This window comes from Calothrix sp. FACHB-168 (genome assembly GCF_963889195.1).
In the GTDB taxonomy this organism is placed as follows: Bacteria; Cyanobacteriota; Cyanobacteriia; order Cyanobacteriales; family Nostocaceae; genus Aulosira; species Aulosira anomala_A.
Genome location: NZ_CAWPNJ010000001.1, coordinates 567,618 through 582,476 on the forward strand (window position 1 = coordinate 567,618; position 14,859 = coordinate 582,476).

14 protein-coding genes are annotated in these 14,859 nt (G+C 41.3%); 6 read left to right on the plus strand and 8 right to left on the minus strand.

Features of this window, described 5'->3' with window-relative positions; translation table 11 throughout:
- The first annotated feature begins 16 nt into the window (after positions 1–16).
- From AACW45_RS02345 to AACW45_RS02365, 5 genes are all read left to right on the plus strand, one after another.
- Complete coding sequence (locus tag AACW45_RS02345; protein WP_190627515.1) at positions 17–730, plus strand: GUN4 domain-containing protein; 714 nt, start codon at positions 17–19, stop codon at positions 728–730.
- Positions 731–933: 203 nt separating this feature from the next.
- Positions 934–2,073 (plus strand): ABC transporter ATP-binding protein, encoded by a 1,140-nt coding sequence (locus AACW45_RS02350; RefSeq protein WP_190627207.1) that lies wholly within the window; start codon positions 934–936, stop codon positions 2,071–2,073.
- Positions 2,074–2,124: 51 nt separating this feature from the next.
- Complete coding sequence (locus AACW45_RS02355) at positions 2,125–2,664, plus strand: Uma2 family endonuclease (RefSeq protein WP_190627209.1); 540 nt, start codon at positions 2,125–2,127, stop codon at positions 2,662–2,664.
- 96 nt (positions 2,665–2,760) lie between these two features.
- Positions 2,761–3,597 (plus strand): 4-hydroxy-tetrahydrodipicolinate reductase, encoded by an 837-nt coding sequence (gene dapB / locus AACW45_RS02360; protein WP_190627211.1) that lies wholly within the window; start codon positions 2,761–2,763, stop codon positions 3,595–3,597.
- 171 nt (positions 3,598–3,768) lie between these two features.
- On the plus strand, positions 3,769–4,485 hold the full coding sequence (locus AACW45_RS02365; protein ID WP_190627213.1) for a phosphate ABC transporter permease: 717 nt from the start codon (positions 3,769–3,771) through the stop codon (positions 4,483–4,485).
- Between the two features lie 66 nt (positions 4,486–4,551).
- Here AACW45_RS02365 and AACW45_RS02370 read toward each other — a convergent pair whose 3' ends face one another.
- The 5 genes from AACW45_RS02370 to AACW45_RS02390 form a co-directional block, all read right to left on the minus strand.
- On the minus strand, positions 4,552–5,172 hold the full coding sequence (locus AACW45_RS02370; protein WP_190543978.1) for a precorrin-8X methylmutase: 621 nt from the start codon (positions 5,170–5,172) through the stop codon (positions 4,552–4,554).
- 151 nt (positions 5,173–5,323) lie between these two features.
- Complete coding sequence (locus AACW45_RS02375; protein WP_096643952.1) at positions 5,324–6,133, minus strand: TPM domain-containing protein; 810 nt, start codon at positions 6,131–6,133, stop codon at positions 5,324–5,326.
- Positions 6,134–6,389: 256 nt separating this feature from the next.
- Complete coding sequence (locus AACW45_RS02380) at positions 6,390–6,932, minus strand: DUF948 domain-containing protein (protein WP_190627215.1); 543 nt, start codon at positions 6,930–6,932, stop codon at positions 6,390–6,392.
- Between the two features lie 14 nt (positions 6,933–6,946).
- A complete protein-coding gene (locus AACW45_RS02385) occupies positions 6,947–7,324 on the minus strand; it encodes a YtxH domain-containing protein (RefSeq protein WP_190627217.1) in 378 nt (125 codons plus the stop codon).
- Between the two features lie 173 nt (positions 7,325–7,497).
- A complete protein-coding gene (locus AACW45_RS02390) occupies positions 7,498–7,830 on the minus strand; it encodes a hypothetical protein (protein WP_190627219.1) in 333 nt (110 codons plus the stop codon).
- Positions 7,831–7,959: 129 nt separating this feature from the next.
- Here AACW45_RS02390 and AACW45_RS02395 point away from each other — a divergent pair, with 129 nt between their 5' ends.
- Positions 7,960–9,351, plus strand: a complete 1,392-nt coding sequence (locus AACW45_RS02395; RefSeq protein ID WP_190627221.1) for a 1-acyl-sn-glycerol-3-phosphate acyltransferase — start codon at positions 7,960–7,962, stop codon at positions 9,349–9,351.
- Between the two features lie 94 nt (positions 9,352–9,445).
- On the opposite strand, the gene AACW45_RS02400 is transcribed toward AACW45_RS02395, so the two are convergent.
- The 3 genes from AACW45_RS02400 to AACW45_RS02410 all read right to left on the minus strand — a co-directional run bounded on the left by AACW45_RS02400 (position 9,446) and on the right by AACW45_RS02410 (position 14,834).
- Complete coding sequence (locus AACW45_RS02400; protein WP_190627223.1) at positions 9,446–10,318, minus strand: SGNH/GDSL hydrolase family protein; 873 nt, start codon at positions 10,316–10,318, stop codon at positions 9,446–9,448.
- A gap of 798 nt (positions 10,319–11,116) precedes the next feature.
- Positions 11,117–12,637, minus strand: coding sequence for a pyruvate kinase (locus AACW45_RS02405; RefSeq protein ID WP_190627225.1), 1,521 nt, complete (start codon positions 12,635–12,637; stop codon positions 11,117–11,119).
- 553 nt (positions 12,638–13,190) lie between these two features.
- Positions 13,191–14,834, minus strand: coding sequence for an acetolactate synthase large subunit (locus AACW45_RS02410; RefSeq protein WP_190627227.1), 1,644 nt, complete (start codon positions 14,832–14,834; stop codon positions 13,191–13,193).
- Between the last annotated feature and the right edge of the window lie 25 nt (positions 14,835–14,859).

Here is a 14,859-nt window from a genome sequence, read left to right on the forward strand (position 1 = left end):
AAAACGAGTAATTGGCATGACAGACCCAATGATTGTATCAGGCCCTGCTAATGACATCGACTCCCTCCGACAAACGTTAATCGCTGGGTCTATTCAAGTCCAACAACAAATTATCTCAAAGTTAGCTGACTTGGGTAATGAGGGATTGGATGTATTGATAGAATTCTTACGGAAACGTTCTGACACCCCGGCAACTTGGATTGATGGCAAAGCCTACCAAGTACTTTACAATTCTGATGCACCATTAGCCAAAGAATTTCTGCTTTCTTCTTTTCCTGAGGGCATTGTACCTCTAAAATCAGACTGCGGGATAGATTACCATCCCTTACAGCAGCTATTGGCTAGTCAAGACTTCCAAGCAGCAGATCGTCTCACCATCCAAAAGATGTGTGAATTAGCAGGCCCAGCAGCTTTACAAAGAAAATGGTTGTATTTTACCGAAATTGACAGTTTCCCCATTATTGACTTACAAACCATTAATCAGCTGTGGTTAGTCCACTCTGAAGGTAAATTTGGCTTTTCCGTACAGCGAGAAATTTGGTTAAGTTTGGGGAAAAATTGGGATAATTTTTGGCCGAAAATAGGCTGGAAAAATGGTAACAATTGGACACGCTATCCTCATGAATTTATTTGGGAATTAAGCGCCCCGAAAGGCCATTTACCTCTATCTAATCAATTACGTGGAGTGCGCGTCATTGCTGCTTTATTTGCTCATCCTGCTTGGAAGTAGTCATCATACCAATTTTGGATTTTAGATTTTGGATTTTAGATTTTAGATTTTAGACTGGGGATGAAACTTCTCAGCGTGAGAAAATCTAGAAATCTCCAACAATACTAAATAATCCAATTTGGTATCTTCATGAGTCCTGATTTCTCAAGGACAACTGACAACTGACAACTGACAACTGACAAATGACAACTGACAAATGACAAATGACAAATGTTCGTCTAGAAGACATTAAACGTAGATTCAACAACGTCACAGCCATCGAGGATATTTCCTTTGAAATTCCCGATGGTGAATTTTGGGTTTTGGTAGGGCCTTCAGGGTGCGGTAAATCGACCATTTTACGCACGATCGCCGGTTTAGAAACAGCTACATCTGGTAACCTGTTTATCGGCGATCGCTTAATGAATAACATCCCCGCCAGACAAAGGGATGTGGCGATGGTATTCCAAAACTATGCCCTATATCCGCACATGACGGTAGCTCAAAACATTGCTTTTGGCTTGCAGATGCGGAAAGTTGACGCGAAAATTATTCAGGAACGGGTGATTAATGTAGCGCGATCGCTTTCTTTAGAACACCTATTAGATCGCAAACCCAAACAACTGTCTGGGGGACAGCAACAACGGGTAGCCTTAGGGAGAGCGATCGCCCGTCAGCCCCAAGTATTCTTATTAGATGAACCCTTGTCTAATTTAGATGCCCAATTACGCGATGATACGAGAGCAGAGTTAAAACAACTGCATCAAAATCTAGCCATTACAACTATATATGTTACCCACGATCAAGTTGAGGCGATGACCTTGGCAGATAAAATTGTGGTGTTAAATCGCGGGCGAATTCAACAAATTGGCGATCCTCAAAGTATTTACGCTCTACCCGCTAATCAAATGGTGGCATCTTTTTTAGGCAATCCACCAATGAATATTTTACCAGCAATTTATCAATATTCAGGGTTTAATATTAGCGGGCAATTATTAGAAATTCCTCCAGATTTACAAGCAAGATTACCATTATCTCAAGGTCAAAGTGTAGATTTAGGAATTAGACCAGAGCATATTCACATTCACCAACCACAGCCACAAGTAAGCCCAGATGACACAGTTATTAACTCATCACAGTTGATGGTGGAAGTCAAGGTAGTAGAACCTTTGGGAAGGGAAACTTTGATTCGCGTCAGTTTACCCAATTCATCAGCATTATTGAACGTGCAGCTTGGTGGTGGCGTGCGGTTGCGTCCAGGCGATCGCTTAACTTTACAATTAGATTTAAATCAGTTGTTTGTCTTTGACTCTAATAGTGGTGAGAGAATTTTGCCTCAGAACTCCCTAACCCACAGTCCCTAGCCCCCATACCGTAGAAATGCCAAAATAAATTCAGATGTTTCCGGAGTCCTTATGTCTCTTACTGTCAAAGACCTGGAGAAAGTGCAGGCAAATTATCCTGAATATCGTATGGAATTAGTTGATGGCAATATAGTGATCATGAGTCCATCTGGTTATGAATCTGAGGAAGTAGGAACAGAGTTTTCCCGAATTTTGGGGAATTGGGTCAGACCACGTAAACTTGGGCGTGTAGTCGGTTCTAGCGCTGGCTTCAAATTACCCAACACAGATTTACGCGCACCAGATGTGTCTTTTGTACGTGCAGAAAGACTCAAACGTTCTACAGAAGACTACGCAGAGTTAGTTCCAGATTTAGTAGTTGAGGTTAAGTCTAAGACTGATTCCATCAATAAACTCCGCGAAAAAATTCAAGAATTTATTAGCTTGGGTACTCAAATTGGCATTTTAATTGACCCCAAAACTAGAACTTTGGAAGTTTACCGTTCTGGCGAACAAATCATCTTGGGAGATGGTGATGTATTAACTCTCCCTGATTTACTTCCTGGTTGGGAAGTAGTTGTTGCTGAAATTTGGTCACCAGTGTTTGATTAATTTACCGATAATTAAAAACCTAACTACATAAAATCACTGTCAATGGAGAGATTGCTCTACAATTCCTTTGTTGGTTAAAAAAGTTATGCTCAATTTATGACGAATCAAGCTCCTATCCCAGTAATTGTTAATGGTGCTGCTGGCAAAATGGGCCGTGAAGTGGTAAAAGCTATAGCGCAAGCACCAGACTTAAACCTAGTGGGTGCAATCGATCATAGCCCGGAACATCAAGATAAAGATGCTGGTGAATTGGCTGGTTTAAGCGAACCCTTAGAAATACCAATTACCAATCAATTAGAACCAATGCTGGGGTATGTAGCTGGGGACAGACAAGGGCCGCCAGGGGTAATGGTAGACTTTACTCATCCTGATTCAGTTTATGACAACGTTCGTAGCGCGATCGCTTACGGGATTCGTCCTGTAGTGGGAACTACTGGGTTAAGTCCAGCACAACTGCAAGATTTAGCAGACTTTGCCGATAAAGCCAGTACAGGCTGCTTAGTTATTCCCAACTTCTCCATTGGTATGGTACTGCTACAGCAAGCCGCGATCGCCGCTTCCCAATATTTCGATCATGTAGAAATTATCGAACTACATCACAATCAAAAAGCCGATGCGCCTAGCGGTACAGCAATTCAGACCGCACAATTACTAGGGGAAATGGGTAAAACTTTTAACCCTGCCGTTGTTGAAGAAACAGAAAAAATCGCTGGAGCTAGGGGTAGTTTAGCAGAAGAAGGCATTCGCATTCATAGCGTGCGCTTACCGGGATTAATTGCCCACCAGGAAGTAATTTTTGGCGCAGCTGGTCAAATTTACACTTTAAGACATGATACAAGCGATCGCGCTTGTTATATGCCAGGAGTCCTACTGGCAATTCGCAAGGTCATACAGCTAAAGTCATTAGTATATGGATTAGAAAAGCTACTATAAACTTCAAGGGTAATGGTCAGTTTTCAGAGTGAACAGGGAACAAGGAACAGGGAACACAGAAGAATTTTCAATTTTGAATTGTTTGTTCCCCATGCCCAATGCCCCTGTCCCGCCCAATGCCCCATGCCCAATGCCCCATGCCCCATGCCCCATGCCCATTAATCAACCAAAATGCTTGTCCCACTGACTCGACAAAAATTTGAACAAGTCATTCCTTTAATCGCCAGTGGCCCCCAGTATAAGTACTACTGGGGAAAATTTTCCAGCTTCATACAGCGACTATTAATTTCTGTAGTTGCTGTAGTTGTGATTTTACTAGTCAAAGTCTTATTCAAGTTTGAGTTTGATCTCATCGTATTTATCCTGGGGATAATTGGCGCATTTTTTTGGCTGTGGTATCCCGTGTTTCAGGCAAGTATCCGGAATTCCAAATGCCGTCGTTACAAGTACTGCGGTTTTTTCCGGGGTCGAATACTAGATTGGTGGATTACAGATCGGTTGATTGGTAAACAAGAAACTGTTAATAGTAAAGGGGAATTAGTAATTGTCGAAAACCGAGAAAAAAGAATTAACTTAGAAATCGGCGATGATACAGGATTTACAATTGAGTTTGACGCACCACTAAAACCTGCTTACAAAGTAATTAATCGGGGACTAGTTGCCGAAATGGTAGTCATGTCTAACCGCCCAGATTTAAGCAGAATTGAAGAATTCAGTGATGTTTATATTCCGAATCGCGATTTGTGGGTGAGCGATTACCCTTATGTGCGACAGGATTTTTTTAGCGAAGTTAGCATTCGCTTGCGTGAAGATGCAGACGAAGATAGGCCGCGTCGCCGTCGTCGTCCACAAAGACGGCGGGATGAAGATTATGAAGATGAATATTAATTCACAACTTTTTTCTCCCCTGCTCTCCTGCCTATAAAGCAATAGGATTTTTGAGTTAGAAGTCCCTTATTTCTGGTCTTGTCCGTAAGCTTGCCAAGCCAAGTCTATCAACCCATCCATAATTGCCGCCGCTACAACCGCATTTCCCTTGCGGCTGTCAATTGTAATATTTGGTACTAAGGATTCTTGTAAGCGTTCTTTAGCAACATCCACATCCACAAATCCTACGGGAGTTGCAATTACCAAAGCTGGTCTAATTTCTTCTGCTTCAATTAAATCCACGAGTGTAGTTAGCGCCGTTTGCGCCTGACCTACCACAAAAATACCTTCTGGATAACGTTGCGCTAAAGTTTCGATTCCCCCAGCTACGCGGCTTTTTTCTTTTTGCGGACGGATGGGAGTCTCCAGACTAGAATATACCGGATTGGCAAAGGTATTTTGAATATCGTAGCTAATGCCTACTTGTACTAGGGGCACATCTACAACAATACTGCTACGTGCCGCTAAGGCTGCTGCACCAGCCTGTAAAGCATGTTCAGAAAAGCGAATTAAAGACTTATACTCAAAATCGGCTGTGGCGTAAATTACTCGCCGGACAATTTCATACTCTGCTGGTGAAAATACATGATCGCCAATTTCACCATCAATAATTGCTAAACTTTGAGCATCAGTTACGTGCCATTCCATTATTATTTCGCTCTCTCAATTTCAGCTTTCAGCTTATCAGCTTCAAACCATTCCGAGAATAGTGCCCTTCAACTTCGCTCTCAGCACATGTTAAAGGGCACAGTGTTTAAGGGCACAATCACGTTTGATATAATATTTTCTGCTAATCTCCTTAAGATTCAGCGTTGGAAGAAGGACGATTGAAAACTGGTGAGAGATAAGCTACTAAAGCCCCGATGAGGAATCCAGCGATATTACGGAATAAAGGTAGCCAATCGCTAGTTCTGGTTACAACCGGGCCAATACCGAAGGCAATAAACAAAATCCCCCATAAAGGCGAAAAAATTAAAGCCCATTGCCATGAAAAAATTTGCCCTTCGCGCTGGGGTTGAGATGCAAATCCGCAGACTATACCGCCAATAACCGATGTAACCAGGGTGAGAATCCATTGTTCTCTCGGTAAACCGGGAACAACTTTACAACCACCGTTAACTAAACAACCTTTAACTGAATCTAAGGCTTGCAGAATAGCTTGGTCTTCACCTTGTTCGCGGACAAAATACAAATTACCAAAACGGGTTTGTAATTCTATCCAAAAAGTTCGCGGTAAAAGTTCGTAAACTGCGTCACCCACACTAAAGCTGAGAATGTTACCACCACGGGAATCAGCAACTAACAAAATACTTTTGTCATCTAATCCCCAAAAATTGATGACTGCTCGACCCGGAGTCCGGTCATATTGGGTTAATACTCGCAATTTCCAACCAGTTTCTGTTTCAAACTGCTCTAAATCGTGAACGAGCTTTTCTTCTTGTACATCAGTGAGCGATTTGGCTAAGTCTACAACTGGAGTTGGTGTACTGGGTAATAACTCAGGATTGTCATAAGCCAGTGCTGGGGGAGTATGCATCGCCCAAATTGACCCAGCCAAGAAAAATGCTGCAATAGATAGGATAATTCGTCGCCAAAAACAAGACTGCATGGACGTTTTTATACAAATATCAACAGTAGAAGTGAACAAGTTGTTTTAAAAGGTACGGGAAAAGTGATAGTTCTTTACACTTGTTTACTTTACTCTAATCTTGGGTAATTAATCTATAAGGTGTCAGTTGTCAGTTGTCAGTTGTCAGTTGTCAATAGTCAATAGTCAATAGTCAATAGTCAATAGTCAGTTGTTAAGTATCAATACTTTATCTCCCCTGCCCCCTGCTCCCTGCTCCCTGCTCCCTAGCCCCTAGTTACTCTTGGTCGTCAAAACTTTTTTCCCAGTCAGGATTGTCGCCATAACCGTCATTATTGGTGTATATTTCTGATTTAGAACGGCGATTTTCCGATCTGAGTGTTTCGCGATCGCGTAGATTTAAAGGTTTTTTCTCAGGAATCGGTAAGCGCTCAAAAGATGAGCGTCGAGAAGGTTTTGGGCGGGTGAAGGTTTTCCAGGCGGTTTTTACACCCACGAAAATACTGCGCGTGTTGACTTGAATATTCTGAGCTTGTTTTCTGGCACCATCTAAGCTTTGATCGACTTGTTTAACCACTTGACTGGCGCTTTTGACACCTTCGCTGACATCATCGGTTAAATCAGTAATTTCTGAGCCTGTAGTGCGAATCGCATTTAAAGTTGGCGGTAATTCCCGTGAAAGGGTATCAAAGAATTTTTCGGCACTGCGAGCGGCACGGGCGACTTCTTGCAATGCAGGAATAGCCGCTACTAAAACAGCCGTGAGACTAGCAGCGACTAAAAGTATGGAAAGTCCCAGCCAAAACAGGGGATCGGTCACGGTTATGCTATCTATTAACGTTCTAGATGCTGGGTAAGAGAATCGGAGTCTTCTTCTGTTTGCGCATCGCTGTGGTGAGTTTCAACAACGTTTTGCCGTTTTAAGACTTGGCTTTCTCTTTGAGAGGCAATAATACCAGCTGCGATCGCATCTCGCAGCCGGTCTAATGTTTCATCCCAGTTACGTAATGCATTGGCAGAAAGACGATCTGCCTGTAACTGTACGCTTGTTGATAAATCTTCTGCCAATTCTGGTAAAGCATCAGCAGATTTTTTTAATAGTTTACGTGTTTCGCGGCCTGTGCGTGGAGCGACAAGCAACCCGGTTAAGGCTCCGATAGTTGCTCCTAGCATCATACCGCCAATAAATACTCCAGAACGGTTGTTAGACATTTTTATATTGGTTTCTCTCCTTACACTCATTTTAGGTGGGTTTTCTTTCCTTGCAAGACTCCAGTGATTTTATTTATTAAAGGGCATGGGGCATGGGGCATGGGGCATTGGGCATGGGGCATGGGGCAAGAAGAGACGCGATTCATCGCGTCTGTACAATTGTCCTCTCAGCTTTAAGAATTGCGAATTTGCTGTAATGTTAATAGCTTGCTACTCAGATAACGCTGCCAGATTTGTCTTCCTAAAATCAACAGGCTCATAATTTGCCGTATTTGCTGAATTTGTAGCTCTAGGCGTTGATTTCCTTGTCTTAGATGATGAATATTCTGCTGCAAACAATAAATTTTTTCTGGGGCTGTATATAATAATGCATGACTACATTTTTCATAGTTAGTTAATGTATCTGATATCAGGCGCAATATTCGCTTAAACTTCCATACGCGCCAAGCAATATAAAATAATAGGAAAGAAATTAAAGTATTTATAACTACAACAAGTGTGACCATTTTGACTGGTGTGTTAATTATAGAAAGTAAGCATGTAAATAAACTGTTGGTGAACTATTGGCGATCGCTCAATTTTAAAAGTGTCAAAATCAAGGAGGCGACGCTAAAAAACATCATCTGGAGTTTAACTTGCCGAAATCCATTCAATCCATTCAACCACCACTAAAATTTATTCCTCCGCGCTTTAATGCAGTCATACTCCAGATTACTAGATGGTTGTTACCATTATTGCTGCGCTTGCGGTTGCGGCCTTGGTTACCTGCTGGTATCGTCCAAATTGAAGCTAAAAATGCTGAGGTATTAGTTCCGCTTTATCAACAATTCCAAGCTGGCAAAATTAGGTTTTTACTAGCTTTTCGCCATCCAGAGGTAGACGATCCATTATGTATGTTTTATCTACTATCGCGGATTGTGCCACAAGTTGCTCGTCAGCAGGGAATAAAATTAGCATATCCAGTTCATTCTCATTTTCTTTATGACCGAGGGATGACTTTGTGGGCTGGGGATTGGCTGGGGTGGTTTTTCTCTTGTTTAGGGGGTGTAGCCATTCGCCGGGGTAAGCGCTTAGATAGACAAGCGATCCAAACAGCTAGGGATTTATTTGCTAATAGTAATATGCCGATCGCAGTTGCACCAGAAGGCGGTACTAATGGTCATAGTGGCTTTGTTAGTCCTTTAGAACCCGGTGTTTCTCAATTGGGATTTTGGTGTGTCGAAGACTTAGCTAAAGCACAGCGTCCAGAAACAGTGTTGATTGTACCCGTTGCTATTCAGTATCGCTACGTTAACCCACCTTGGGCAAAGCTGGAATGGTTATTGCAAAAATTAGAAGCTAAAAGCGGGTTATCATTATCGCCAATTGATCATAGTATCAATGCACAACCAGAAATTTATTATCAACGCCTCTATCGATTGGCGGAACATGTAATTTCCGAAATGGAGGAATTTTACCGCCGTTTCTATCATAAAAATTTGACTGATATCCCAAATCAAGATATCAATTCCCGTCTCCATCGCCTCATGGATACAGCTTTACAAGTACCAGAGGAATATTTTAATGTTCAGGCTCAAGGCAATTTTATCGATCGCTGTCGTCGGTTAGAAGAAGCTGGTTGGAGTTACATTTACCGCGAAGATGTAGCGGATATCGCGGCTTTATCTCCCATGCGACGAGGTTTAGCAGACTGGATTGCAGAAGAAGCAGATTTACGAATGCGACACATGCGTTTAGTCGAAAGTTTTGTAGCTGTGACTACTAACTATCTGCAAGCGCAACCAACGGCGGAACGCTTCGCTGAAGTGACATTGATTATATTTGATATGCTGTCACGAATTAGCGATACAAAAACACCTGCGCGTCCGCGTTTAGGTTGGCGAACAGCCAAGCTTACCATAGGCGAACCAATTTCTGTGACAGAACGTGCTGCAAAAGCCCAAGGCGATCGCCAAGCCACTAGACGCGCTGCAAGTCAGTTAACACAAGATTTGCAAGTTACATTAGAACAATTAATTAATAGTTGATTAATTAAGTAGATCAATTTGAAAAAGAATGCAAAAGATGGTAGGGGCATGGCACTGCCATGCCCTCTAGATTATATTAATGTGTTGCGAGTATTTATCGCGTTACAGAAATAGCTTTTAACGCTGCATCTGCCAATATACGATGTGCGGCTGTTGTCGGATGAATAGCATCCCAAAATAGAAATTGGTCTGGATTATTACAGCTATTAACATTAGATAAACAAGAAGCAGTCACATTAGTAAATCCAAATTGTGCAGGTTGGGTAATTGCATCTCGATAGAGGCGATTAGTATCGAATTGGATGATATTTTTATTAGGGCCAAATTTTTGTTGCAAGGCATTAATCGATTTACTCAACTCTAAATTATGTTGATTGGTGACTGCACTTAAGCTGTTAGCTTTTGCAGTATTGTAAGTAGCGGGAATTTTTCCTAAATCTGGTAAATTAGCCACCAAAACTGTTTTCGCCCCGGCTGTTAATAAGGAATCAAGTGCATTTGATAAATTGGCGATCGCGCCATTAGTGCTAGTCGTACCGTAAAGATAATCATTGGCTCCAGCCCAAAGGATGTACAGGGCATTTGGGTTTATCTTTGGTTGAGATTTTGTATAACTATTAACTTGTGATAATGCTCCAGGAATACCGTTAGCAGTACCGTTAATAGTTGTCGCGCCACCAAGAGCAAAATTAATATTCTTGCTAGGATTCAAGCCTAATTTATTACCAAGATGTTCCACCCAAACTGGCCCGTTAGAATAACGTCCTTGAAAGTAAGGGGGACTAGGGGGATAAACTCCGTTTGTAGCTTTGAAGATATTACCTGTATCTGAAAGACTATCCCCGAATACATAGATTTCATTAATGTTTTCTTGAGAAAAGCTTTGAGAATTCTGGGTAGAAGCCGCAAATATAACCATAATAAATGTTAAAAAAGCCAGTGCTACTGCAAAAAGTTTCTTGTTCACGCCGAAAGTTTTTGTTTAAAAACTAGGGAAAAATTTAATCAATGACAAGAAATATATATAGGGTGGAAGCATCCTAATTTTGATGCAATAAGGGACTTCCAATAAAAAAAATACCCACGGGGGTAGGGGCACGGCACCGATAAAATATCGGTACTACCGAAAGTTTGTATATGCCGTGCCCCTACAAGTTGGATAATTTATTTTTTGGAGTTTAACCTTGAGGTTATTGCTATACAAACAAAGCCTGCTCTTGCAGGCTTCGTATTTATAGCCCCACCTTTGGGGGTGAGGGCATTTTCACTTATAGTTAAGGGAGCTTATATCTTAAATTTCTCCCAAATATAACTGCTTGATACCGCGATGGTATTGCTTTTCTTGGTTCTAGTTATCAGCTTACTGGCTGCTGACTTCTTAAATATAACAAGCTAAACTTCACTTCTTTGGAGTATTAACCGTACTTTGTTTGGATGGTTATACTAGGTTGAGAATGGGCATGGGGCATCCCTTCGACTTCGCTCAGGGCGAGTGGGCATGGGAAATACAAATTTTTTTCATATTTGGTTGTGATACCAATTTAAATAATGTTGGCAGTACATGACTATATTCTAGAGGGCATGGCAATGCCATGCCCCTACCGCCTGTTGCATTCTTTTTTCAAATTGGTATGAGATTTTTTCGTGAGAGACTAGGTTGAATTAGGTTACAGGTTTAATGTTCTGGTTGCTTGTTTTGGTAATCAATCAAGTTTTTTCACCAACAAAAAATAATGGCGATCGCATTTAATTGCTCGGTGATTACTTACCATGAATTTAAAGCCCGCAATTGGGGTGTTTTTTTCTGTTGATGGGCTTCCATTCTGGTTAAAACATCATCCAAAATTGTCACAGCTTCGGCAATAAAGGGGCCTTTATTTAACATGACACATTCCGCCCGTTCTGCCATTGCGGCGTCGGTAATCTCTGCGCGTGAGGGAATTCCTTTTTTCACGAGTTTTTCTAAAACCTGTGTCGCCCAAATTACAGGTACATGGGCTGCTTCACACAACCAAAGAATTTCTTCTTGAATTTCTGCTAACCGTTGATAGCCAATTTCAATCGCTAAATCTCCTCTGGCAATCATAATTCCAAATGATTGTTTACCTGCTGCTTGTACAATTAATTCGGGAAGATTACGTACAGCTTGCGGTGTTTCAATTTTAGCGACAATTGCGGGGGGTTGATTTGGCCTTCTGCGTTCTAACTCCCATTGCAAATGCTCAATATCTGCTGGTTGTTGGACGAAGGAATAGCCAATTATATCCGCATGAACTGCGACAAAATCTAAATCTTGCAAGTCTTTATCTGTTAAAGGATTGAGCTGCAAATCTGTATCTGGAAAGTTTAAACCCTTTTCGTGGGGAATTTTGTTACCTTTTAAGTCAGCATAAGTGATGCGTAACAAAACGCCATCGGGTGTGATGGATTCAACTTGGGCACCTATATTACCATCATCAATCCAAACAGTAGCACCAACTTTTAATTGTTCTAGAACTTCAGGAATAGAACAGTTAGCTTGAAAGCAGTCTGAGGAGATTGTGGTTGGTAAATTACCAGTGAGTAAGATACCGTCTCCTCTGTATAAACGCTTAGGAGAATTAGGCGCGATCGCCATGCCAATACGCGGTTTGGGGCCTGCTAAATCCATCAGCACTTTGCAAGGATATCCTCTTTCTCTCTCGGCTATGCGCACGTTAGCAATCATCGCTGACCATTCGGTAGCGCTATCATGGGCACAGTTGATGCGTACACAATCGCATCCACGTTGCAGCAAATTTCGCACGAATTCATAATTGCTAGCTGCTACGGTGGGTAAGGTAACCATAATTCTTACCCGACGATTATCAGGTTTGTTACCAAATAAGTCATCTGTATTTTCTTTGAGTAGGCGATCGCCTGCAAAAAATTCCTCTAATGATGGACGATGAGGTAATGAATTAGGATCGGCTTGGCAAATTGCACCCAAAGTTGCGATCGCTGCATCTAAATTTGGTAATACTCTCGATTCAATCCGTCCCAAGGAAGACAAACCCCAAGGTATCAAAGCTGCTTGCAACGGACGCAAATCGTGTCGCCGCAAGGCTAAATAATAGGCGAGATTTTTGCTACTGCTGATAAAAGTTGACCTTTGGATCTGCGATCGCCATTCCTGAAAAATTTTCTCCCCCTCTTGTATTACCATCTGACGCAATTGTTGTAGCGTATTTAGCAAATTCTCAGCATTCGATAATTCCATAGCTGAATAATTATGTCCAATTTGGCGATTTTTATCTAACTTAAACATCACGCTTTACCTTTAAAAGATATTTGCTCTTGTAACCAATAGAACATTGATTATCAATTAAATATTTAAGTCGATTGTGATAAGAATCACTATTTTACAAGGTTGTTTTAATATATTAAATACATGTTGTTTAATGTTGTATTAACCAATATTTAACCAATAATTAATATTAGAAAAGTATGTCAAGTCAGTATTTTTAAAAAATTCACAATCAAGGGTTAAATATTAATAAGTTTTTAATATTTTTTAATCTAAATATTAGATATGTACTCAAGACTGCGATCGCAAAAGTCAGGGTTTACTTACTATCTACCGACTTTTATTTTTTGATGAAAAAATAATATTATTATTGATTTAACGATGGTAATAACAATTTAAATAGTGTTGGCGGCACATCAATATATTCAAGAGGGCATGGCATTGCCCATTGGTGTCAACTTAAGCTAAAACGCTTACTCCATATGCCTTTTACCCCTCCCCTTAATCCCCTCCCCGTTTACGGGGAGGGGAGGTTTTGCGTCAGCAAAGCCGGGGTGGGGTGACAGCTAAATAACTACACCGAACAACTTAACTCACCGGCTTTTTGCGTAAAGCGGCGATTTTCGCGATAATCTACCGGACAATCAATCACCGCAGGTACATCTTGCGCTAAAGCTTCTTTAAGTACAGGAATTAAATCAGTCGCAGCTTCAACTCTGTAACCTTTTAACCCCATACTTTCAGCTAATTTGACAAAATCAGGATTACCAAACCGAACAAAAGCTGATTGTCCGGGGCCGAAATGATTTTCTTGTTTCCATTCAATTAACCCATAACCACCATCATTAAATATGAGGGTGACAAAGGGAGTCCCCACACGCAAAGCTGTTTCTAATTCCTGACAGTTCATCATAAAACCGCCATCGCCAGTGACAGCGACAACTTTGCGGTTCGGGTAGACAAGTTTTGCAGCTAAAGCACCGGGAATCGCAATTCCCATTGCCGCAAAACCATTAGAAATAATGCAAGTATTAGGGCTATGACAATGATAATGGCGAGCCATCCACATTTTATGCGCACCCACATCAGAGATGACAATATCATCTGGCCCCATGACTTGACGCAAATCATAAATTAATTTTTGCGGTTTAATGGGGAAGCCATCATCATGGGCGTGTTCTTCGTAATCAGCGCGAATATTTCCGCGTAAGCTAATAGCGTAGGGATTAGGTTTACCTTGTCTATCTGCTAATTTTAAAATTTCAAACACTGAATCAGAAATATCACCAATGACTTCAGCACAGGGTATATAACTGCTGTCAATTTCCGCCGCACTTAAACCGATATGAATAACGGGAATTTCCCCGTCAGGATTCCATTTTTTGGGAGAAAACTCGATTAAATCGTAGCCAATAGCAATTACTAAATCTGTGTTATCAAAGCCACAAGTAATGAAATCTCGTTGTTGCAATCCTACTGACCATAGGGCTAAGTTGTGGGTATAGGGAATGACACCTTTACCCATAAAAGTATTAGCTACAGGAATATTTAATTGGGTGGCAAATTGAGTAACAGCATCACTAGCTTGGGCACGAATCGCCCCATTCCCAACTAAAATTAAGGGATTTACGGCTTGAGAAATTGCGGCTGCGGCTGCACGAATACTCGCAAAAGATGCATAGGTTTTTTCAATTTTATCTTTACGTAATGGCTTGCCTTCTACAGACATAGCCGCAATATTTTCGGGTAAATCAATATGTACTGCCCCAGGTTTTTCTGATTGCGATCGCTTAAAGGCTTTGCGGACAACTTCTGGTGTAATACTAGGTCGGACAATTTGTTTATTCCACTTAGTAACCGGGGCAAACATTGCCACTAAATCTAAATATTGGTGGGATTCAATGTGCATTCTATCTGTTCCCACTTGTCCGGTAATGGCGACTAAAGGCGCACCATCGAGGTTAGCATCAGCAACGCCTGTCATTAAATTTGTCGCCCCAGGGCCAAGAGTAGAAAGACATACCCCAGCTTTCCCCGTCAAACGTCCATAGACATCAGCCATAAAAGCTGCACCTTGTTCGTGACGGGTAGTGATAAATTTAATGGAAGATTTTTTTAAGGCTTCTAAAACATGCAAATTTTCTTCACCAGGAAGACCAAAAACGTATTCTACACCTTCATTTTCTAAACATTGAACTAATAACTCTGCTGTATTCATTTGATTTCCTCTATTTTGTCAGTAG